Source organism: Metabacillus sp. cB07 (assembly GCF_016839225.1).
GTDB classification, from domain to species: domain Bacteria; phylum Bacillota; class Bacilli; order Bacillales; family Bacillaceae; genus Bacillus_P; species Bacillus_P indicus.
In genome coordinates this window covers 2,818,406-2,837,958 of record NZ_CP069296.1, presented here as the reverse complement: position 1 = coordinate 2,837,958, position 19,553 = coordinate 2,818,406, and the positions used below count along the sequence as shown (strand labels likewise).

At 44.5% G+C, this 19,553-nt stretch carries 21 protein-coding genes; 16 read left to right on the top strand and 5 right to left on the bottom strand.

Annotated elements, in window-relative coordinates; genetic code table 11:
• Window positions 1-123: 123 nt before the first annotated feature.
• The 9 genes from ccpN (at window position 124) to JOJ89_RS14580 (ending at window position 9,427) form a co-directional block, all read left to right on the top strand.
• Window positions 124-762, top strand: a complete 639-nt coding sequence (ccpN, locus tag JOJ89_RS14620; RefSeq protein WP_029279601.1) for a transcriptional regulator CcpN — start codon at window positions 124-126, stop codon at window positions 760-762.
• Window positions 763-781: 19 nt separating this feature from the next.
• Entirely contained in the window at window positions 782-1,594 is an 813-nt protein-coding gene (locus tag JOJ89_RS14615; RefSeq protein WP_029279603.1) for a pyruvate, water dikinase regulatory protein, read from the top strand.
• 313 nt (window positions 1,595-1,907) lie between these two features.
• Window positions 1,908-2,360 (top strand): YaiI/YqxD family protein, encoded by a 453-nt coding sequence (locus JOJ89_RS14610; protein ID WP_203290357.1) that lies wholly within the window; start codon window positions 1,908-1,910, stop codon window positions 2,358-2,360.
• A 32-nt stretch (window positions 2,361-2,392) separates the two neighbouring features.
• Window positions 2,393-4,204 (top strand): DNA primase, encoded by a 1,812-nt coding sequence (gene dnaG / locus JOJ89_RS14605; RefSeq protein WP_203288124.1) that lies wholly within the window; start codon window positions 2,393-2,395, stop codon window positions 4,202-4,204.
• A 94-nt stretch (window positions 4,205-4,298) separates the two neighbouring features.
• On the top strand, window positions 4,299-5,411 hold the full coding sequence (gene rpoD, locus JOJ89_RS14600; protein ID WP_029279609.1) for an RNA polymerase sigma factor RpoD: 1,113 nt from the start codon (window positions 4,299-4,301) through the stop codon (window positions 5,409-5,411).
• A gap of 367 nt (window positions 5,412-5,778) precedes the next feature.
• Window positions 5,779-6,918, top strand: coding sequence for an acyl-CoA dehydrogenase family protein (locus JOJ89_RS14595; RefSeq protein WP_203288122.1), 1,140 nt, complete (start codon window positions 5,779-5,781; stop codon window positions 6,916-6,918).
• A gap of 179 nt (window positions 6,919-7,097) precedes the next feature.
• On the top strand, window positions 7,098-7,460 hold the full coding sequence (gene cccA / locus JOJ89_RS14590) for a cytochrome c550 (RefSeq protein WP_029279613.1): 363 nt from the start codon (window positions 7,098-7,100) through the stop codon (window positions 7,458-7,460).
• A 135-nt stretch (window positions 7,461-7,595) separates the two neighbouring features.
• Window positions 7,596-8,309, top strand: a complete 714-nt coding sequence (locus tag JOJ89_RS14585) for a tRNA (adenine(22)-N(1))-methyltransferase (protein WP_203288120.1) — start codon at window positions 7,596-7,598, stop codon at window positions 8,307-8,309.
• Window positions 8,306-9,427 (top strand): Nif3-like dinuclear metal center hexameric protein, encoded by a 1,122-nt coding sequence (locus tag JOJ89_RS14580; protein WP_203288117.1) that lies wholly within the window; start codon window positions 8,306-8,308, stop codon window positions 9,425-9,427. The genes JOJ89_RS14585 and JOJ89_RS14580 overlap by 4 nt, the downstream gene beginning before the upstream one ends.
• A gap of 43 nt (window positions 9,428-9,470) precedes the next feature.
• Here the strand turns inward: JOJ89_RS14580 and JOJ89_RS14575 are convergent, their stop codons facing one another.
• A complete protein-coding gene (locus JOJ89_RS14575) occupies window positions 9,471-10,412 on the bottom strand; it encodes a 4-hydroxy-3-methylbut-2-enyl diphosphate reductase (RefSeq protein WP_035207187.1) in 942 nt (313 codons plus the stop codon).
• Between the two features lie 125 nt (window positions 10,413-10,537).
• Window positions 10,538-11,269 (bottom strand): VrrA/YqfQ family protein, encoded by a 732-nt coding sequence (vrrA, locus tag JOJ89_RS14570; RefSeq protein ID WP_051827298.1) that lies wholly within the window; start codon window positions 11,267-11,269, stop codon window positions 10,538-10,540.
• Window positions 11,270-11,512: 243 nt separating this feature from the next.
• On the opposite strand from vrrA, the gene JOJ89_RS14565 reads away from it, so the two are divergent.
• Both JOJ89_RS14565 and JOJ89_RS14560 read left to right on the top strand, forming a co-directional pair.
• The gene (locus JOJ89_RS14565) at window positions 11,513-12,829 is read left to right on the top strand and encodes a DEAD/DEAH box helicase (protein WP_035207181.1); all 1,317 of its coding nucleotides are present in this window, start codon (window positions 11,513-11,515) and stop codon (window positions 12,827-12,829) included.
• Between the two features lie 11 nt (window positions 12,830-12,840).
• The gene (locus JOJ89_RS14560; protein WP_035207180.1) at window positions 12,841-13,737 is read left to right on the top strand and encodes a deoxyribonuclease IV; all 897 of its coding nucleotides are present in this window, start codon (window positions 12,841-12,843) and stop codon (window positions 13,735-13,737) included.
• Between the two features lie 34 nt (window positions 13,738-13,771).
• Here JOJ89_RS14560 and JOJ89_RS14555 read toward each other — a convergent pair whose 3' ends face one another.
• Complete coding sequence (locus tag JOJ89_RS14555) at window positions 13,772-14,032, bottom strand: DUF2624 domain-containing protein (RefSeq protein ID WP_406818057.1); 261 nt, start codon at window positions 14,030-14,032, stop codon at window positions 13,772-13,774.
• A 120-nt stretch (window positions 14,033-14,152) separates the two neighbouring features.
• On the opposite strand from JOJ89_RS14555, the gene JOJ89_RS14550 reads away from it, so the two are divergent.
• From JOJ89_RS14550 to zur, 4 genes are all read left to right on the top strand, one after another.
• The gene (locus tag JOJ89_RS14550; RefSeq protein ID WP_029279629.1) at window positions 14,153-15,034 is read left to right on the top strand and encodes a YitT family protein; all 882 of its coding nucleotides are present in this window, start codon (window positions 14,153-14,155) and stop codon (window positions 15,032-15,034) included.
• 123 nt (window positions 15,035-15,157) lie between these two features.
• Complete coding sequence (locus JOJ89_RS14545) at window positions 15,158-15,931, top strand: metal ABC transporter ATP-binding protein (protein ID WP_029279631.1); 774 nt, start codon at window positions 15,158-15,160, stop codon at window positions 15,929-15,931.
• Window positions 15,932-15,933: 2 nt separating this feature from the next.
• Window positions 15,934-16,770: a metal ABC transporter permease gene (locus JOJ89_RS14540; protein ID WP_035207175.1), complete on the top strand. Its 837-nt coding sequence runs from the start codon at window positions 15,934-15,936 to the stop codon at window positions 16,768-16,770.
• 1 nt (window position 16,771) lies between these two features.
• Window positions 16,772-17,194, top strand: a complete 423-nt coding sequence (gene zur, locus JOJ89_RS14535; protein WP_035207174.1) for a zinc uptake transcriptional repressor Zur — start codon at window positions 16,772-16,774, stop codon at window positions 17,192-17,194.
• Between the two features lie 36 nt (window positions 17,195-17,230).
• Here the strand turns inward: zur and JOJ89_RS14530 are convergent, their stop codons facing one another.
• A complete protein-coding gene (locus JOJ89_RS14530; RefSeq protein WP_029279636.1) occupies window positions 17,231-17,812 on the bottom strand; it encodes a nucleotidase in 582 nt (193 codons plus the stop codon).
• A 188-nt stretch (window positions 17,813-18,000) separates the two neighbouring features.
• Here JOJ89_RS14530 and JOJ89_RS14525 point away from each other — a divergent pair, with 188 nt between their 5' ends.
• The gene (locus JOJ89_RS14525; RefSeq protein ID WP_203288107.1) at window positions 18,001-18,390 is read left to right on the top strand and encodes a DUF308 domain-containing protein; all 390 of its coding nucleotides are present in this window, start codon (window positions 18,001-18,003) and stop codon (window positions 18,388-18,390) included.
• A 46-nt stretch (window positions 18,391-18,436) separates the two neighbouring features.
• On the opposite strand, the gene ispG is transcribed toward JOJ89_RS14525, so the two are convergent.
• A complete protein-coding gene (gene ispG, locus JOJ89_RS14520; protein WP_203290356.1) occupies window positions 18,437-19,540 on the bottom strand; it encodes a flavodoxin-dependent (E)-4-hydroxy-3-methylbut-2-enyl-diphosphate synthase in 1,104 nt (367 codons plus the stop codon).
• Window positions 19,541-19,553: the final 13 nt, after the last annotated feature.

Below are 19,553 nucleotides of genomic sequence, written 5' to 3'. Positions count from 1 at the left end.
CAGCCTGTGAAAAGGTTCTTTTCAATCTGCTCAAATAGTATATAATATTTTTATATGAGTATAACCTATTTGGATTGAGTGAAAGCAGAACTATAGATACATATGTATTGGAACCTTAAGGTGGTGAGTACAATCGAATTAAATAAAAGACAGGAACATATTCTGCAGATTGTAAAAGCAAGCGGGCCGATTACCGGCGAACACATTGCAGACCAGCTGAATTTAACGAGGGCCACTCTGCGGCCTGACCTTGCCATCCTGACGATGGCCGGATACCTGGAAGCGAGGCCTAGAGTCGGCTATTTTTACACAGGCAAGACCGGAGCCGGCATGCTGTCTGATAAATTGAAAAAACTTCAGGTAAAGGATTTTCAGTCCATACCTGTCGTTGTAAATGAAAATGTGTCTGTTTACGATGCCATTGTGACCATGTTTCTTGAAGATGTGGGGACGCTCTTTGTCGTCGACCAGGGGTCCATCCTTGTCGGTGTGCTGTCGAGGAAAGATCTGCTCAGGGCAAGCATCGGAAAGCAGGAGCTTGCATCGATTCCGGTCAATATCATTATGACAAGAATGCCGAACATCACGATGTGCAGCAGAGAGGACAACATCGTGGATGTAGCGAAATATTTAATTCATAAACAAATTGATGCCATTCCAGTTATTAAAGAAACAGATAAAGGGTTCGAAGTAACAGGCAGAATTACAAAAACAAATATGACAAAGATATTGGTCGGACTAGCGGAGAATGAAATCATCTAACTGGGGAGTGGGGAATGGTATGTACAATCGTCATGTCTATGTTGTTTCGGATTCTGTCGGTGAAACGGCTGAACTGGTTATCAAAGCTGCGATCAGCCAGTTCAACGGGTACGCTGCAGACACCAAAGTAAAGCGGATTCCATATGTAGAGGATCTTGGAACGATTAAAGAGATTATCGCCCATGCAAAGCTTGAACAGGCTATTGTCTGCTTTACCCTTGTTGTGCCTGACCTGAGGCAGGGACTGATTGAGGAGGCGGAAGCCCAGGGGGTCGTTTATTACGATATTATCGGACCGCTCATTGATAAAATGGAATCTGCGTACGGCATCTCAGCCAAATATGAGCCGGGAAGAGTAAGAAAACTTGATGAAGATTACTTCAAAAAGGTAGAAGCCATTGAATTTGCCGTAAAATACGATGATGGAAGAGATCCAAGGGGCATCATGAAAGCGGATATCATCCTTGTCGGTGTGTCTAGAACATCGAAAACGCCTTTGTCCCAGTATCTGGCGCACAAACGGTTTAAAGTGGCCAATGTTCCGCTCGTTCCGGAAGTTGAACCGCCTGAAGAGCTGTTTAAAGTGTCGCCGCAAAAATGCATCGGCCTTAAAATAAGCCCGGACAAGTTAAACGATATCAGAAAAGAACGGCTCATTTCACTGGGGCTTAACGACAAGGCGATCTACGCCAACATTGACAGAATCAAAGTGGAGCTTGAATACTTCGAAAAAATAATCGACAGAATCGGCTGCCAGGTGATTGATGTTTCAAATAAAGCGGTAGAAGAGACAGCCAACATGATCCAGAACATCATGAACAGATACAACTGAATCTAACGGATGTAAAGACTCAGAGTGGCCTGATACTCTGAGTTTTCTGCATGTATCCTGTTTACAGCTTTAATTGGCTAAAAAGAATGGAAAAATGAAAGACTTTGTATTATAATAAAAAATTGTGATAAAATTACTTATTTTAGGTTTAGACTTGACCTATTACGAATAAACTATTTATTGTGATCTGTCAAGCTAATCATTAAAAAATAATTCGACAAATTCAGTCTTGATTTCCTTTGGCATCTTTTCTGGATAGTTTAGAAGGAATCCTTCGGAGTGATGTAGAATAGTGAAAGACGGCGAAAAAAAGATGCAGATTATTGTCGACGCAGATGCGTGTCCGGTTAAACAGGAGATTGCTGATCTGGCTGCAGTGCACGGGGTACGGGTCCTGTTTGTTGCTTCCTACAATCATCAGTCATCAACTACATATGGATGCGACTGGGTATACGTGGACACAGGAAATGAAGCTGCTGATTTATACATTGTTAATCACACCTCGAGGCACGATACCGTTGTGACTCAGGACATCGGTCTTGCAGGGCTTCTCCTTAAAAAAGGGGTTACAGTTATCACACCCCGGGGTATAGAACTTACAGAAGATTCGATTGAAACAGCTCTTCAGTTCAGGTATCTTTCCGCAAAGGAACGGCGAAGCGGGAATCATACGAAAGGACCGAAGAAGTTTACCGGAGCAGACCGGGAACATTTTGTCCGCACCCTTCAAAAGATTTTGTCGAAAGATGCAGGAATTGGTGATTAAATCGCGAATATTAGTTTCACGGAGATGTTACTATGGCAAATCGTATTCCTGACGAACTTATTGATCAGATTCAGAAGTCTGCAGATATCGTGGATGTTGTAGGCGAATATGTTCAATTGAAAAAGCAGGGGCGAAATCATTTTGGTCTCTGTCCTTTTCATGGAGAAAAATCTCCGTCATTTTCTGTCTCGCATGATAAGCAGATCTACCACTGTTTTGGATGCGGCGCCGGAGGAAATGTTTTTTCCTTTCTGATGCAGATAGAAGGGCTCTCCTTTGTGGAGGCAGCCGGATCTTTAGCAGACAGGCTTAACATAGAATTGCCGGATTATCTTCATTCCGCCCAGCCAAAAGACGCAAACAGCGATGATGAAAAAATGATTGAAGCTCATGAACTGCTGAAAAAGTTTTATCATCACCTGCTCGTAAACACGAAAGAAGGCCAGGAAGCTCTTGATTATCTGACAGGCAGAGGCTTTGATAAGGAAACTATCGATCAGTTTGAAATCGGCTATTCGCTTGATTCGTGGGATTTCGCTGCGAAATTTCTGACCAAACGCGGATACAGTCCCGAAATGATGGAACGAGCAGGGCTTCTTGTTAAGAAGAACAATTCTGATTCCTATCTTGACCGCTTCAGAAACAGAGTTATGTTCCCGATCCTTGACCATACCGGGAGAACAATCGCGTTCTCAGGCAGAGTGCTCGGCAAGGAACAGCCGAAGTTTCTGAACAGTCCTGAAACCCCGATTTTCAATAAGAGCAAGGTCCTTTACAATTTTCATCAGGCAAGAGTACATATACGCAAAAATCAGCAAGCCGTTTTATTCGAAGGTTTTGCCGATGTGATATCTGCTGTCCGTTCAAATGTGCCGAATGCGATTGCCACAATGGGTACATCGCTTACAGATGCCCAGGCAAAAATCATCAAAAGAAATGCAGGAGATGTTATCATATGCTATGACTCAGATTCTGCAGGCCTGGAGGCAACGCTCAGGGCTTCAAGAACACTTGCTGCTGCAGGATGCAAAATGCGGGTAGCCGCCCTGCCTCATGGGACAGACCCTGATGACTACATCCGGACACACGGAGCCGAGAAGTTCAGGCAGGATGTAATAGGGGCAAGCATTACGCTGATGGCATTTAAGATGCAGATGTTCAGAAAAGGCAAAAATCTGCACGATGAAGGACAAAGACTGCAGTACATCGAAGATATAGTCAGAGAGCTGAGTCTTCTTGACAATCCTGTTGAAATTGAGCTTTATCTGAAACAGCTGTCTGAAGAGTTTTCACTCTCCATGGATGTTTTGAAAAGCCGTGTGCTTGATCAGAAAGGAAGCAGGCAGCGTGAGCCGAAAAAAGAGCAGGCAGCGCCGGCTCCTCCAAAAACGGAGACGAGAATACCGCAGCAAAAGCGCCTTCTGAAAGCTTTTCATAATGCAGAAAGGCTGCTCATCGCCCACATGCTGAGAAACAAAGAAATCGCCCAAAAAGTGCTGGACAGGGTGGGGCTTCAATTTAATATTGAGGAACACAGAGCCATTATTACTTATTTATATGCTTATTACGAAGAGGGCTTTGAAGCAAATGTAAGCTCCTTTCTGAGGAGACTGCCTGATCATAAGCTTCATCAAGTGGTTTCAGATATCGCGATGCTTTCCGTGAATGAAGAAATTTCGGAGCGGGAGCTGTCAGATTATATCAAACAGGTGTTGAATCACCAAAATTGGTTAATGATAAAAGAAAAAGAATCTGAAAAGCACGATGCAGAACGCAAAAAGGATTTTGTTAAAGCTGCCGGCATTGCCATGGAAATCATTAAGCTGAAACAAAGCCTTAAGTAGCACTGAAATGAGATTCACTGTTGCTGATTGTTTATTTCCAATCAGAACATTACTATAAAGCACTAATTGCAAGAGTTTGGAAGGAGGGGATCCAATGGCTGATAAACAAACCCATGATTCTGAATTGACATTGGAACAGGCTAAGGACCAATTAACTGAAATCGGAAAAAAACGTGGAGTTTTAACATACGAAGAGATTGCTGAACGCATGTCAGGCTTCGAAATTGAATCAGACCAAATGGATGAGTATTATGAGTTCCTGGGTGAACAGGGTGTTGAACTGGTGGGAGATAATGAATCAACAGAAGACCCGAACATTCAGCAGCTTGCCAAGGAAGAAGAGTTTGACCTGAATGATTTGAGTGTGCCGCCGGGCGTTAAAATAAATGACCCTGTCCGCATGTACCTTAAAGAAATCGGACGAGTAGACCTTTTGACTGCAGACGAAGAAATTAAGCTTGCAAACCGGATAGAAGAAGGAGACGAAGAAGCGAAAAGAAGACTCGCTGAAGCAAACCTCCGTCTTGTCGTCAGTATTGCAAAACGGTATGTAGGCCGCGGAATGCTGTTTCTCGATCTGATCCAGGAAGGCAACATGGGACTGATGAAGGCGGTAGAGAAATTTGATTACCGCAAAGGCTTTAAATTCAGTACCTATGCTACTTGGTGGATTCGCCAGGCCATAACACGCGCCATTGCCGACCAGGCAAGAACGATCCGTATTCCGGTTCATATGGTTGAAACGATTAACAAGCTGATCCGGGTTCAGCGCCAGCTGCTTCAGGATTTAGGCCGTGAGCCTTCACCTGAGGAAATTGCGGAAGACATGGATCTGACGCCTGATAAAGTCAGAGAAATCCTTAAGATTGCCCAGGAGCCTGTTTCTCTTGAGACTCCAATCGGGGAAGAGGATGACTCGCATCTTGGTGACTTTATAGAAGATCAGGATGCCACATCTCCATCTGAGCATGCTGCATACGAACTTCTGAAAGAACAGCTTGAAGATGTACTTGATACTCTTACTGACCGGGAAGAAAACGTGCTTCGTCTACGCTTCGGACTTGACGACGGCCGTACCCGCACTCTTGAAGAAGTCGGAAAAGTTTTCGGCGTAACAAGAGAGCGTATCCGTCAGATTGAAGCAAAAGCCCTTCGCAAGCTTCGCCATCCAAGCAGAAGCAAACGCCTTAAAGATTTTCTCGAATAGAAAGCAGAAAGCGGACATTACGTTCGCTTTTTTTTGTTGTCCAAATTCTTAAGAATCAGATGTGACAGCGCTAACACCCTTTTTCTTACATCTTCTTTTCATTATTTTACTTAATTGTTATTTAATTTGCAAACTGCCTTCATAAAAAAATTCTTCGGCAGCAATTGCTGAATAGACGGGGAAAACATGATTTTACCCTGATAACATGCGGGTTTCATTCCGGCTGCAGGATCATCTCCGGGCAACTGGGCACAAAACAAACACAAAAAAATATTTTTTCATAAAATAAAAAATTTAAAAAGTTGTGAAAATAGAGCTGTTCATCTTATAATTTGTAATGTAAGCGTATTCAAAACGGAGGGATAAAATGAATTTTGAACTATCACAAGAGCAGCGCATGATTCAAAAAACCATCAGGGAATTCGCAGAAGAAGTTGTGGAACCGGGAGCATATGAACGGGACAAAACGAAACAGTTTCCGGCCGAAATTTTCAAACAGCTGGGGGATATGGGCATTCTTGGCCTGCCATTCTCTGAGGAATACGGCGGAAGCGGAGCAGATACAACCAGTTTTGCAATCGTAACGGAAGAATTAAGCAAAGCTTGCGGTTCGACAGGCATTACATATTCCGCCCATATTTCTTTAGGCGGGGCGCCAATCAGCATGTTTGGAACAGAAGAGCAGAAGAGAACATATCTTTCAAAAATCTGCTCTGGAGAGTCTTTAGGGGCTTTTGGTCTTACTGAGCCTAACGCAGGCTCTGATGCAGGAGGAACTCTGACTGAAGCAGTTGAAAAGGACGGCAAGTTTACAATCAACGGCAACAAATGCTACATTACAAATGCTTCTTACGCCAAATTTCTTTCATTAACAGCCATTACCGGACGGAATGAAGGAAAAAAAGAAATCAGTGCGATTATTGTTCCTACAGATGCACCTGGCTTCAAGGTCATTGATAATTATGAAAAAATGGGGCTGAACGCATCCAATACGACAGAACTGATTTTAGAAGATGTCGAGGTTCCGTCTGAAAATCTCCTTGGCAAGAAGGGGAACGGCTTCAGGCAATTCCTGATGACTCTTGACGGTGGAAGAATCGGAATTGCTGCAATGGCTGTCGGGATTGCACAGGCGGCATTTGAAAAGGCGCTTGCTTACTCAAAGGAGCGAAAGCAATTCGGCAAAACGCTAAGCGAGTTTCAGGCGATACAGTTCAAGCTTGCTGACATGGCCATGAAAATTGACCTTGCGCGTACAGCGGTATACAAAGCGGCCTGGCTCAAGGATCAAGGAAAGCCATTCACTAAAGAAGCGTCCTACTGCAAGCTGTTCGCATCTGAAATGTGCACAGAGGTATCCAACCAGGCGATCCAAATTCATGGCGGATACGGCTATATGAAAGAATATCAGGTGGAGCGCTATCTTCGGGATGCAAAGCTTCTTGAGATTGGTGAAGGCACGAGTGAAGTTCAAAGAATGGTTATTGCCAGACAGATTGGGTGCTGAACGAACGTGATTTGAAGAACTTCATCTTAACAGATGAGGTTTTTTTGTCTAATTTTTGAAAAATACGCCATCTTTCTGCAATAACTCTTTTCCTTAACAGCGTTTTCAAGTAAAATAGAGATTGTTTAAACCTATCGTTTACCTGCATTTCAAGATTTTGACATAGGGGAGGTTACATAATGAATCGCAATCCGCTCATTCCATTTGCTCTAGTTGCCGTAATCGGAATCGGCCTTATGTTTTTCTTATCCATCAAGGGGCTCGGCGATATGAAGGAAATGGCTGGTGAAGGAAAAGAAGAAGATAAATCAGGCGAAGTTGCAAACGCTTCACCGGAGGAAATCTACAAGCAGAACTGTATTTCGTGCCATGGTGAGAATTACGAAGGCGGAGCAGGTCCGGCTCTTAAAGGAGTAGGGGACAAGCTCGGTGTTGACGGAATCAAAGACACGATTAAAAACGGCCGCGGAGCAATGCCTGCAGGACTTGTTCCTGATGAAAAGCTTGACGAAATGGCCAAATGGGTATCAGAAATCAAATAGCCTTGAACCGGGTCATATTATGACGCTTAAAGCATTACATAATGTGATAGAGAAAAGTCCTTTGCATCTGCGGAGGACTTTTCTTATTATATAGAGAGACTGATTTTAAAGTACATAAGAATGTGGTGATAGAAAATGAACGATGTAAACTTATCAAAACGGCTGAAAACAGTGGCTGATTATATACCTGAAGGTGCGGTGCTTGCTGATATCGGCTCAGACCATGCCTATCTGCCTTGCTATGCCCTCCTGAACGGGCTGGCCGCTTCTGCAGTGGCAGGAGAGGTTGTGGAAGGGCCTTACCAGTCTGCCAAAAAACAGGTGAAAAAAAGCGGACTCGAGGATGTCATCTCTGTGCGTCTCGGCAGCGGGCTGGAAGTGATAGAGCCGAATGAAGTAACCTGCATTACGATCGCCGGCATGGGCGGTGCTTTGATCGAAAAGATTCTGGATGCGGGAAAAGAAAAGCTCCAGGGTGTGCAGAGGCTGATTCTTCAGCCGAATATTCATGCTCATCACATTAGAGAATGGCTGCTTCAAAACGGCTGGGAACTGGTGAATGAAGAGATTTTGGAAGAGGACGGAAAGATCTATGAAATTCTTGTCGGGGAAAGAGGAGACGCAAAAGCTCCGTATCAAGATGTTTCTCTTGAAACCGGCCTTCTTGTAGGACCCCATTTAATGCGAAAACAATCAAGCACGTTTAAAAAGAAGTGGTCACAGGAAAAAGAACACTATAAACGTATTTTAGAAAATATAAGCAAAGCATCAGAAAGCGAAGAAAACAGCAGGAAAAAGCAGGAATTAACTCGCATGATTGCCATGCTTGAGGAGGCGGCGGGAGAATGAGCAAACAACCAAACGGCTTTGAAATCATTCAGCTCTTCGAATCTTTTTCAAAGAAAGAATATGCGGTGGAAGGAGACAAAATCGGTCTGCAGATCGGAACGCTGAATAAACCGATAACAGGCGTATTAGTAGCACTGGATGTACTTGATGAAGTGGTGGATGAAGCCATTGAAAAAAAGGCAAACCTGATCATTGCCCATCATCCTCCTATTTTCAGGCCGCTAAAACAGCTTGCAACCGACCAGCCAGGCGGAGCACTCATTGAAAAATGCATCAAGCATGATATCGCCGTGTATGCTGCCCATACAAACCTTGATGTCGCAGAAGGCGGAGTGAATGATCTGCTCGCAGACGCTCTCGGGCTCACAGACACAGAAGTCCTGGCAGACACCTATCAGGAGACATTGAAGAAACTGGTGGTCTATGTCCCGAAAGATCACGCCGGCCGGATACGGACCGTTCTGGGGGATACAGGTGCAGGCCACATCGGCATGTACAGCGATTGTTCTTTTTCCTCAGAAGGAACCGGGCGTTTTCTACCCCTTGAAGGAACGAATCCTTACATTGGAGAAAAAGGAAAGCTGGAATGTGCAGAAGAAGAGAGGATCGAAACGGTCATTCCAGCGAGCAGTCAGAAGAAAATTGTATCAGCTATGCTGAAAGCACATCCATATGAAGAGCCTGCGTTCGACATCTATCCGGTTGAAAACGGAGGAAAGTCACTTGGTCTTGGCAGAATCGGAAAACTGGAAAAAGAAATGACACTTGAAGAGTTTGCCGTTCATGTAAAGGCGGCGCTCGATGTGCCGTTTGTGAGACTTGTTGGAAATAAAGAAGACAAAGTCAAAAAAGTAGCGGTTCTTGGCGGCGACGGAAACAAATACATCCATCACGCCAAACGAAAGGGTGCTGATGTTTATGTGACAGGGGATATGTACTACCATACGGCTCACGACGCTATGATGCTTGGCCTGAACATCGTTGACCCGGGCCACAACGCTGAGAAAGTGATGAAAAAAGGGGTCTCAGACCTTCTGCTTTCAATGTGTGAAGAAAAGAAATTTGAAGTGGGCATCTACCCTTCAGCAATTAACACCGATCCATTTAGCCTTGTATAAAAAACAGCCGCCGGAAAAAAGGATTTCCGGCGGCTGTACTTTTTTATTTTGCTTTTACTTTCGGAAGAATCTTCTGCAGGGGAACATTGTGCTCAATATTCCACGTCAGAGTGTTCTCAGGGTCATACTTTTCAAGAAACTGAATGACCTCTTTGGTAATGGGGGTCGGAGTTGAAGCGCCTGCTGTGATGGCCACTTTCTTCACTCCTTCAAACCATTCGAGCTTCAGTTCGCTGATGTCTGAAATGCGGTAGGCCTTCGTGCCTGCAATCTCTTCAGAAACCTGGGCTAGACGGTTTGAGTTGTTGCTTTTCGGATCTCCGACAACAATCGTCAGGTCAGCATCTTTGGCCTGTTCGGCAACGGCTTCCTGGCGCACCTGTGTCGCAAGGCAGATCTCCTGGTGATATTCAACATGCGGGTATTTTTCTTTCACGCGTTCCATAATGTCATAAACGTCCCACTGGCTCATCGTTGTCTGGTTTGTGACGATGATTTTATCATTCTGGAATGTCAGAGCATCGACATCTTCTTCTGTTTCAACAAGATGGACGATATCAGGCGCTACACCGACAGCTCCTTCAGGTTCAGGATGGGACTTCTTTCCGATGTATATGACATGATAGCCTTCCGCTTTTTTTGCACGGATCAGATCATGTGTTTTTGTTACATCAGGGCAAGTCGCATCAAGGGTAACCAGCCCTTTTTCGGATGCTATCTTTCTTACTTCCGGAGAAACGCCGTGAGCGGTAAAAATGACGGTTCCGCTTTGGACTTTCTCAAGAATCTCAAGGCGGTTGCTTCCGTCGAGCGTGATGATGCCTTCATCTTCAAATGCGTCAGTTACATGTTTATTGTGAACAATCATGCCGAGGATATAAATCGGTCTCGGCAGAGTTTTATCGAGAGCGGCATTCTTGGCAATAACCATGGCATCTACTACGCCATAGCAATAGCCCCGCGGTGCAATCTTAATTACTTCCATTAAAAAGAGCCCCCTAAAGAGAAGTACTTTACAGAAAAGAGAAAAAAGCCAAAGAATCAGGCTCTTGGCTCTTGTAATCTCTTCATTATTATAGCTGAGACTGGGGAATAATTCAAAGAAGAATATCAGATATACAGCTTTGGAGCAGAAGCGCCTTTGACTGCAGGTGTTTTTTCTTTCACTGCAGCCTGTTTTACTTCAGCTGAAGTTTCCTGCTCTGATGTTTCGGTTGAAACGGCCTCAGTCTGGATTGCGGCAGGCTGAGTTTCAGCTGTTTCTGTGCTTTCGCCGTCGTCGCTTGAGCCTCCGCCTTTAAGTTCACTGTATATTTTAATCATAGCCGGAAGGTTTCGTACCAAAGGCCCGTACTGCTGAACCATTGGAGTGACCTGCTGTGCCATGCCCAGCACTTTTTGAACGTTTCCAAGCATGCCTGAAAGATTGGCTGGATTTGTAAGTCCCTGGAGGCCCTGCGCTGCATTCGCCGCACCTGTAAGTCCCTGGCCTCCGCCGCCCGGCAAAAATCTCGATAAAAGGCCTTTTAGCCCTCCGCTTTTTCCAATCGCCTGCTGTCCGAATTGCTGTGCGCCAAATCCTGCTCCTCCGAATCCCTGTCCCCCGAATCCCGGTCCGCCAAACCCGGCACCTCCAAAACCAGGACCTCCAAAACCCGGTCCGCCAAACTGCGGTCCAAATGATCCCATCTGCGGTCCGAAAGGCTGAAACCGGGATGAGCCTAATCCTCTTGCTTGCTGATATCCAATAGGCTGCCCCGAAAACCGCTGTGCGCCCATTTGCATTCTCTGGGGCTGCATACCTCTTGAAGGCATTTGGGGCATTGGTCTTTGCTGAAACATGATGACCCTCCTTTAAACTAACGTCTATCCTACCTACACAATATGCAGGGTACCTGCGGATGGTCAGCAGATTTATGAGAATAGGCCAAAAAGCAAATTGGTTTTTTTGCCGGATATCGTATATAATGTTTTGATGGACAGGCGTGTCTCCGGATGCGTGCAGTGTTTTTGTTTGAAAGAAGATCTCACCTTCGTATGGCTAAAACCGTCTTACTTTAATTTTTCATCAAGGAGATGATGAACATGGAACAGACAAAGTTCACTCAGTTTCCATTTAAGCCTTTTATTATAGATGCTGTTAAAGCGCTGGGTTTTTATGAACCAACTGAAATACAGGAACGCTTATTTCCTTCCCTTCTGAAAGGGGAAACGGCAATCGGGCAGTCACAGACAGGAACGGGAAAAACCCATGCGTATCTGCTGCCGCTTATTCAAAGAATCGATGCCGCAGACGAAAGTGTGCAGGTCGTCATTACCGCACCTACAAGAGAACTTGCAAATCAAATCTACCAGGATGCTCTTCACATTATTAAATTTGCTCCTGAAAACGAAACAATTACAGCGAAATGCTTTATCGGCGGAACCGATAAGCAAAGAATGATTGATAAACTGAAAACTCAGCCTCAAATCGTCATTGGCACGCCTGGGCGTATTAAAGACCTTGTTGCAGCAAACGCCTTGCATGTTCATCATGCAAAAGCGCTTGTTGTCGATGAAGCTGATCTTATGCTTGATATGGGCTTTATTGAAGATGTGGACAAAATCGGTGCAGCTATGCCTGCAAAGCTTCAAATGCTTGTATTCTCGGCAACGATTCCTGAGAAACTAAAGCCATTCTTAAAAAAATACATGGAAAACCCGAAATTCACCCATGTTGCACCTAAACAGGCAGCGGCGAAGAAAATCAAACATGTCCTTGTGCCCCTGCGTCACCGCAATAAAACAAATCTGCTCTATGAAATGCTGAAAAGCTATAATCCGTTTCTTGCCATCGTGTTTACAAACACGAAAAAGAAAGCGGATGAGGTTGCAGACGGACTGATTGCAAAAGGACTGAGAGTCGGCAGAATCCACGGGGATCTGACGCCGAGAGACCGCAAAAAAATGATGAAACAGATTAATGACCTGGAGTATCAGTACGTTGTTGCAACAGACCTTGCCTCACGCGGAATTGATATCGACGGAGTCAGCCACGTCATCAATTTTGAACTGCCAAGCGATCTTGATTTTTACATCCACCGCGTCGGCCGTACAGGACGAGCTGATTATTCAGGCATTGCGGCAACCATTTATGAGCCTGAAAATGAGCATGCTCTGAACTTGCTTGAAAAGCTTGGCATCCAGTTTGAAAACATGGACCTTGCAAACGGCGAGTGGAAAACGATTGACGACCGCAAACGCAGACAAAAACGGGCTAAGCCGTCAGACGGAACCGAACAGATGGCGAAAAGCATGGTGAGAAAGCCTAAGGGCGTCAAACCGGGCTACAAAAAGAAAATGTCCCGTGAAATGGATGAAATTAAAAAACGCCAAAGAAGATTGAACAAAAAGCGCAAGTAGGGGGATAAGGCATGCTTAAAATTGGATCACATGTATCAATGAGCGGAAAAAAAATGCTCCTTGCGGCAAGTGAGGAAGCGGCTTCTTACGGTGCAAATACGTTTATGATCTATACAGGAGCACCCCAGAATACAAGAAGAAAAAAGATAGAAGACCTGAACATTGCGGCCGGTCTTGCACACATGAAGGAGCACGGCATTTCGGATATTGTCGTGCATGCACCGTACATCATCAATATCGGCAACACGACAAATCCGGCAACGTTTGAGCTCGGTGTGCAGTTTCTGCGCTCGGAAATAGACCGTTCCCACGCACTCGGCGCAAAACAGATTGTGCTGCATCCGGGTGCGCACGTAGGTGCGGGAGCCGATATAGGCATTAAAAAGATTATTGAAGGCCTGAACGAAGTGCTTGTGAAAGAAGAAAATGTTCAGATCGCCCTTGAGACTATGGCCGGAAAAGGGTCTGAGTGCGGCAGGTCGTTTGATGAGCTTGCACAGATCATTGACGGAGTGACTCATAATGAACATTTATCCGTCTGTTTTGATACGTGCCATACTCATGATGCGGGCTACGATTTGATCAATGACTTTGACGGCGTCTTGAAGGAATTTGATTCCATTATCGGACTCGACAGACTGAAAGTTCTTCACATCAATGACAGCAAAAACCCGGCAGGAGCCAGAAAAGACCGCCATGAAAACATCGGCTTCGGTCACATCGGCTTTGAAGCACTGAACCGGATTGTTCATCATCCTGAACTCTCGGATGTTCCGAAAATCCTTGAAACGCCATATGTAGGAGAAGATAAAAAAGACAAGAAGCCTCCGTACCGCTTTGAAATTGAGATGCTCCGCAATCAGGAATATAACCCGGATTTGCTTGATTTAATACGCAATCAGGAATAAAACAAAAAAAAAGCTGCCGGGAAACCGGCAGCTTTTACCCAATAAACTGCTGCAGGAGCTGATTGACCTTCTGGGCTGTCGCAGGCGAAGTAATGGCAGCCACCCGTTTTAAAAGATCGATTCGTTCTGCATCGTTAAAAATATTGATGTTTTTCCCTCTGATGATTTTCACAATTTCCTGTGCCTGGGGTCTGCTGATGGAAAGGTTATTCTGCTTGGCAAGCTGAAGCAGGCCGTCTGTATCAAGGGTATTCAGTTTCTGGTTGACAATCTTTTGAAATAAAATCACGTACATAACCTCCTCTACAGTTCAATGTATGGCGGAGTTTTTTAAAAAGTGCCTATTCAGGAAAGAAGAAAGGCAAATTTTTTACACATATTCGGAACAGGAATTCTTTAAGAAAGGAGTTTTATTGTGGCAAAAAAACAGCATAAAAAAGAAAGTGCGGGACGGTTTGCCAGAAGGATGATCCTGATTGTGATCGGAGCTGCCCTTGCAGCAGCCTCGATTGAACTGTTTTTAATTCCCAATCAGATCATTGACGGAGGAATTATCGGAATTTCGCTGATCTTGGACTACATAACCCCTGACAGCCTCCCGTTTATTAATTTCGGGACACTTGTGGTCGTTCTGAATCTGCCGTTTATGTACTACGGCTACAAACAAATAGGCAAAACATTTATGATCTCGTCTATATTCGGCATTGTGTTTCTCGCGGTCATTGAAAGTATGCTGCATCATGTAGAACCTTTTACAAACCAGCCGGTGCTTGCAACAGTGTTTGGCGGATTGATGCTTGGAGCGGGTGTCGGGCTCGTCATCCGAAATGGCGGTTCGATGGACGGAACGGAGATCCTCGGGATTCTTCTGACTAAGAAGCTTCCGTTTTCTGTAGGCGAATTCGTTATGTTTATCAACATTTTCATTTTTACATGGGCGGCGTTCGTCTTCGGGCCGGAACAGGCGATGTATTCAGTCATGGCCTACTATATTGCGTTTAAAACAATCGACACAGTCATTCAGGGACTAGATGAAACTAAAGCGGTCATCATCATATCCGATTATTATGAAGATGTTTCTGATGCCATCCTTCAGCGCCTTGGAAGGGGTACAACAAAGCTGAAAGGAAAAGGCGGCTATACTGATGATGAAAAAGAAGTCATTTATGTGGTTGTGACAAGGCTAGAGGTGACTAAGCTTAAATCCATCGTGCATGAGATTGACACAAACGCCTTTATCACCATCATGAACACCCAGGAAACAAAGGGTACCAATTTTAAATCTGCGATTCACTAAGCAGAAATTCTTGCTCTTTTACGGGTAATCTTGTATAATCTCTATGTTAAAGATCAGACATGGCTTCTGATCTTTTTTTACGAAAATAAATCGGAACCATTCTGAAACTTGGAAGTGAATGTAATGAATCAGCCTATTATTGATGTTCAAAGTCTGACTTTCACATATGAACGCACCGCGGTGCTCGAGGATATTCATTTTACCGTGAGAGAGGGAGACTTTCTCGGTCTTGTCGGCCCAAACGGATCCGGAAAAACAACGCTGCTAAAATGCATGCTTGGGCTATTAAAGCCGGATCACGGGAATATAAAGCTTTTCGGCCAGGACATCCGCAAATTTAAAGATTGGCATCGGATCGGTTTTGTTTCCCAGAAAGCCAGCAGCTTTAATACCGGGTTTCCGGCTTCTGTCTATGAAGTGGTTGCGAGCGGGCTGACATCAAAGCTTGGGTTATTTAAGAAACTGAACCATGCCCATCATCAAAAAGTAAAAGAAGCGATTGGCGCAGTCGGGCTTGAAGAACTGACAAACCGGAACATAGGAGAGCTTTCAGGCGGGCAGCAGCAGCGGACTTTTATTGCCAGAGCGCTTGTGAGTGATCCGGATTTGCTCATTTTGGATGAGCCGACAGTCGGAGTTGATGCTCAAACCGTTCAGAGCTTCTATGAAATGCTGCAGCGTTTAAACAAAGGCATGGGTATTACCCTCATTCTCGTTACACATGATGTCGGAACGATCACAGATAAGGTAACACATGTCGCATGCTTAAATAAACATATGCATTTCCACGGAAATACACAGGAATTTGAAAGCCTGAAGAGCTCTGATATGTCTGACTATTACGGTCATTCAGTTCATGTGTTGACTCACGATCATCACGATCATGGGGGAAGGTAAAAATGATTAACAGTATATTTACGTACGAATTCCTGCAGAATGCGTTTCTTGCAGGCATATTAATTGGTTTCATAGCTCCGCTTCTGGGAGTATTTGTTGTCGTCAGGAGACTGTCGCTGATTGCAGATGCTTTAAGTCATGTGACACTCGCCGGCATCGCCGCGAGTCTTCTTCTTGAAAAGAAAGTCCTCGGCATGTCAGGACTCAATCCAATTTATCTCGGAATGGGCTTTTCGGTTGCGGGTTCATTGTTTATTGAAAAGCTCAGAGGCGTTTATAAACATTTTCAGGAGCTCGCTATTCCGATCATCCTGTCGGCAGGAGTAGGCCTCAGTGTTATCTTCATTTCACTTGCGGACGGATTTAACACAGATTTGTTCAACTATTTATTTGGAAGTGTAAGTGCTGTAACGCGCACGGATTTATGGGTGATCATCTCCATTGCTGCCTTTGTTCTGATCGTTGTTTTTGCTCTTTATAAAGAACTGTTCCTTTTGTCATTTGACGAGGAGCATGCAGCAGCATCGGGCATCCATTCAAAATGGATCCATTTTATCTTTATTTTAACCGTTGCGCTTGTCATTGCAGCGTCTATGCGGATTGTCGGCATTCTGCTTGTTTCATCGCTTATGACGCTTCCTGTGGCAGCAAGCATCCGGATTGCAAAAGGGTTTAAGCAGGCCATTTTCTTTTCTGTACTCTTCGGAGAAATATCTGTTATCATTGGTTTAGTGTTAGCCTATCAGCTCGATTTAGCTCCGGGCGGGACGATTGTTATGCTTTCCGTTCTCATTCTCGTTCTTACAATTGGATGGACTAAATTAAAAAGGGGCCAGTAAAATGAATGTACAGGAAGCTCTTCTTTTAATGAAGGAAAAAGGATATAAATATACGAGCAAGAGGGAAGAGATGCTTGAACTTTTTTCGCAGTCCAACAAATACTTGACTGCGAGGGATGTGCTTGAAGAAATGAAGCCGGAATATCCGGGTCTGAGTTTTGATACGATTTACCGCAACCTTTCACTTTTTGCAGAAATGGGCATTCTAGAAACGACAGAACTCTCAGGCGAAAAGCATTTCCGCTTTTCATGCTCAACGAAACACCATCATCACCACTTTATTTGTCTGACGTGCGGAAAGACTAAAGAAATTTCTTCTTGTCCTATGGGGAATTTGAAGGAAAACTTATCCGGATATGAAATCAGCGGCCACAAGTTCGAAATTTACGGAACGTGCCCTGAATGCCATGAAGTAACCACATAAAAAAACGCCTGCGGCTTGTTATTCGCAGGCGTTTTTTTATTTTGTTAAGGAGTAACGGTTTTCTGCATAAGAATTGACCCAGTCTCTTGCCTCAAGCCAATTATCTGCCCTGATGACGTTTTTTGGAACAGGTTCCTGATTATATGGGGTATTAAATAAAATGACAGGAATATTAAATACCTCACTGATGGTGCATGCGTTGTCATGCTTGTCCTCAAAAAAGACATCAATTTTATTTTTCTTCACTGCTTGGAGCTTATCGTGTGTGCCGATTAAGTCGATTTGATGGTACGTAAGACCGTTTCGATTAAACCACTCATACGTCACTTCTTCCAAGTGGCTTCTTCTTGCACTGATGAAAAGAAGCTTATGTTTATTCTTCCATTCATCAAGAACGAGTTTCGCATCCAGTGCCATTGGTGCTTCTTTGTAAATGAGCGGTTCCTTTTCATCCATCCATTTCCAGAATTCAGCTTCTGAGATCTTTAAAAGCTTCGTCAGATCGTACTCCTTCATATCTTCAAAAGTAATGGATTCATTAAATGATTTTTGCAAATACGGCACAAAGGTTTCAGGTGATGTAACTGTGCCATCTATATCAATTCCTAAACGCAGCATCATGTCTTCTCTCCCTTGCTGTCAAACATTCCCATAAAGGTTTATCTCATAACTGATTAATGATGAACTATACTCTTTAGTGTATCATAATCAGCCATTACAATCACAGTAAACTTTAACAGTTATACTGACGTGCCGATCAACTCATACTATAAATGTTCCTTACAATATGAATGGAGGGATCACGCATGGCAGATGAGAAACATTATGATTATCACGGTAACATCAAGGAATATGACCTCCGTGATGATGAAGTTGGCTACAGCAGAGATTTCCGCGATGACTATAGAGAAGAAACGGCTGCCGAAATTGCAGCTCCGGCCACTCTGAGAAGAGAGGCAGACTACGACCGCCGCGACGAAGAAGAAGGAGTCAGAACGGACGGACGAAGAATGGGGTATTTGGCCATTGTTCTGTCAGTCATCTCATTGTTCGTTTTCCCTGTCATCCTCGGGGCAGCGGGCATCATTGTAGGCTTTGTTGCACGCCGCAGAGGGGCAGAAGCTCTTGGCGGATGGGCAATCGGCATCGGTATCGTATTACTCATCCTCGGAATTTTTATCCTGCCGTTCTTTTAGGATTAGGATAAATAAAAACAAGCCCGGCCATTTGGCCAGGCTTGTTTTACATTTCAGCGGCAGCTTTTTCAGCTTCCTGCTTTGCATAATGCTCTTCGGCAATTTTGTCGATTTCTTTTTTCAATTCCTCAACCATTGTCTCCTCAGGCACTTTGCGGACAATTTGTCCTTTGCGGAAAAGAAGTCCTTCACCGCGTGCTCCAGCAATGCCGATATCAGCTTCACGTGCTTCTCCAGGTCCGTTTACGGCACAGCCCAGAACGGCAACTTTGATTGGGGCTTTGATGGTTGAAATATATTCTTCCACTTCATTTGCGATACTGATCAGGTCAATTTCAATGCGTCCGCATGTCGGGCATGAAATTAATGTCGCGGCGTTTGATGCAAGGCCGAAAGATTTAAGAAGCTCGCGTGCAACCTTCACTTCCTCAACCGGATCTGCGCTAAGGGAAATGCGAAGCGTGTTTCCAATTCCTTTGTTTAAAATAGCACCAAGTCCGGCAGCGCTTTTAACTGTACCGGCAAACAGCGTTCCTGATTCCGTAATTCCAAGATGAAGGGGATAGTCAAAAGCCTTTGCGGCTTTCTCGTAAGCCTCGATGGCAAGATTGACATCAGATGCTTTCATGGACACAATAATATCGTGGAAATCCAGATCTTCAAGAATTTTAATATGGTGCAGGGCACTCTCGACCATTCCGTCTGCTGTCGGATAGCCGTATTTCTCAATGATGCGTTTCTCAAGAGAACCTGCATTAACCCCGATGCGTATCGGGATTCCTTTTTCTTTCGCTGCTTTTACAACAGCCTCGACTTTTTCTCTGCGGCCGATGTTTCCCGGATTGATGCGGATCTTATCTGCACCGCCCTCAATAGCTTTTAGAGCCAGTTTATAATCGAAATGAATATCTACAACAAGCGGAATGTTGATGCGTTTTTTTATTTCAGCAATAGCATCGGCTGCACGCTCATCCGGGCAGGCAACACGCACTACTTGGCATCCTGCTTCTTCTAAACGCAGGATTTCAGCGACCGTAGCTTCCACATCGTGTGTTTTCGTTGTTGTCATACTCTGAATGACTAGTTCATTATTTCCGCCAATGGTCAGATTGCCGACTTTAACAGGACGGGTTTTGGTACGATGTATGATTTCACTCACGTGT

Bases quoted from the DNA above. Each gene is read 5' to 3' on its own strand.
- JOJ89_RS14530 (WP_029279636.1), bottom strand. From the start codon at position 17,812: ATGCTGCGTTTAGGAATTGATATAGATGGCACAGTTACATCACCTGAA.
- JOJ89_RS14555 (WP_406818057.1), bottom strand. From the start codon at position 14,032: ATGTACGTGATTTTATTTCAAAAGATTGTCAACCAGAAACTGAATACC.
- JOJ89_RS14540 (WP_035207175.1), top strand. From the start codon at position 15,934: ATGATTAACAGTATATTTACGTACGAATTCCTGCAGAATGCGTTTCTT.
- dnaG (WP_203288124.1), top strand. From the start codon at position 2,393: ATGGCAAATCGTATTCCTGACGAACTTATTGATCAGATTCAGAAGTCT.
- JOJ89_RS14580 (WP_203288117.1), top strand. From the start codon at position 8,306: ATGAGCAAACAACCAAACGGCTTTGAAATCATTCAGCTCTTCGAATCT.
- JOJ89_RS14615 (WP_029279603.1), top strand. From the start codon at position 782: ATGTACAATCGTCATGTCTATGTTGTTTCGGATTCTGTCGGTGAAACG.
- JOJ89_RS14525 (WP_203288107.1), top strand. From the start codon at position 18,001: ATGGCAGATGAGAAACATTATGATTATCACGGTAACATCAAGGAATAT.
- JOJ89_RS14545 (WP_029279631.1), top strand. From the start codon at position 15,158: ATGAATCAGCCTATTATTGATGTTCAAAGTCTGACTTTCACATATGAA.
- JOJ89_RS14585 (WP_203288120.1), top strand. From the start codon at position 7,596: ATGAACGATGTAAACTTATCAAAACGGCTGAAAACAGTGGCTGATTAT.
- JOJ89_RS14560 (WP_035207180.1), top strand. From the start codon at position 12,841: ATGCTTAAAATTGGATCACATGTATCAATGAGCGGAAAAAAAATGCTC.
- JOJ89_RS14595 (WP_203288122.1), top strand. From the start codon at position 5,779: ATGAATTTTGAACTATCACAAGAGCAGCGCATGATTCAAAAAACCATC.
- JOJ89_RS14610 (WP_203290357.1), top strand. From the start codon at position 1,908: ATGCAGATTATTGTCGACGCAGATGCGTGTCCGGTTAAACAGGAGATT.
- JOJ89_RS14575 (WP_035207187.1), bottom strand. From the start codon at position 10,412: ATGGAAGTAATTAAGATTGCACCGCGGGGCTATTGCTATGGCGTAGTA.
- zur (WP_035207174.1), top strand. From the start codon at position 16,772: ATGAATGTACAGGAAGCTCTTCTTTTAATGAAGGAAAAAGGATATAAA.
- vrrA (WP_051827298.1), bottom strand. From the start codon at position 11,269: ATGTTTCAGCAAAGACCAATGCCCCAAATGCCTTCAAGAGGTATGCAG.
- JOJ89_RS14565 (WP_035207181.1), top strand. From the start codon at position 11,513: ATGGAACAGACAAAGTTCACTCAGTTTCCATTTAAGCCTTTTATTATA.
- cccA (WP_029279613.1), top strand. From the start codon at position 7,098: ATGAATCGCAATCCGCTCATTCCATTTGCTCTAGTTGCCGTAATCGGA.
- rpoD (WP_029279609.1), top strand. From the start codon at position 4,299: ATGGCTGATAAACAAACCCATGATTCTGAATTGACATTGGAACAGGCT.